This window comes from Halorubrum sp. Ea8 (assembly GCF_002252925.1).
Taxonomy (GTDB): Archaea; Halobacteriota; Halobacteria; order Halobacteriales; family Haloferacaceae; genus Halorubrum.
In genome coordinates, this window is record NZ_NHPF01000020.1 from 1 (window position 1) to 637 (window position 637).

Genomic DNA, 637 nt, shown 5'->3' on the forward strand with positions numbered 1-637 from the left:
CTCCAGAAAAACTGTCGTAAACGGTGATGGGATCGGCGTAGCGTGTTCAACCATCGTCTCGATAGCCTCGTCGGAGAGCCCTTCCAAGTTATGTGACTTCCAGTAGTTCCGATGGCCCTCCTGATAGATATCGTCGGAACTCCGTTGAGAAACGGTATACGGCTGGGGCTGTACGGTGTCCGCGATCGGATCCCCAACCTCTCGAAGTGGCTGGAGCGCCGCTCTCCCACTCTCAATGTCGCCCACGTAGAATGGTACCAGCACGAGAACAGTTTGTCCGTGGAGCGGTTCCGGGAACTCGGGGAGCGGTGGTACTTGCGTGAAGGCCGCGTAACACTGCACGGCGTCAGGGGCGTCGGTCATGAAATCGCGGTAAAAGCGCAGGACGTCCGGGGCGGCCTCAACGGGATGGATGACACGCCCGGTCAGTACGTCTGGCCCGACTTCGTGTAGTCGGAACTCGAACGACGTGACGACACCGAAGTTTCCGCCGCCACCGCGGAGCCCCCAGAACAGGTCCGGATTCTCGCTCTCGCTGGCATGGACGAGATCGCCCTCGGCGGTGACGACGTCTGCCGATAAGAGGTTGTCAATAGCGAGGCCGAATTTCCGATCGAGTCGCCCGAGCCCACGAGAC

General features: G+C 60.3%; 1 pseudogene. It reads right to left on the reverse strand.

Features of this window, described 5'->3' with window-relative positions:
* A pseudogene (locus DJ74_RS18975) lies at positions 1-637 on the reverse strand (FAD-binding oxidoreductase); the annotation flags it as partial.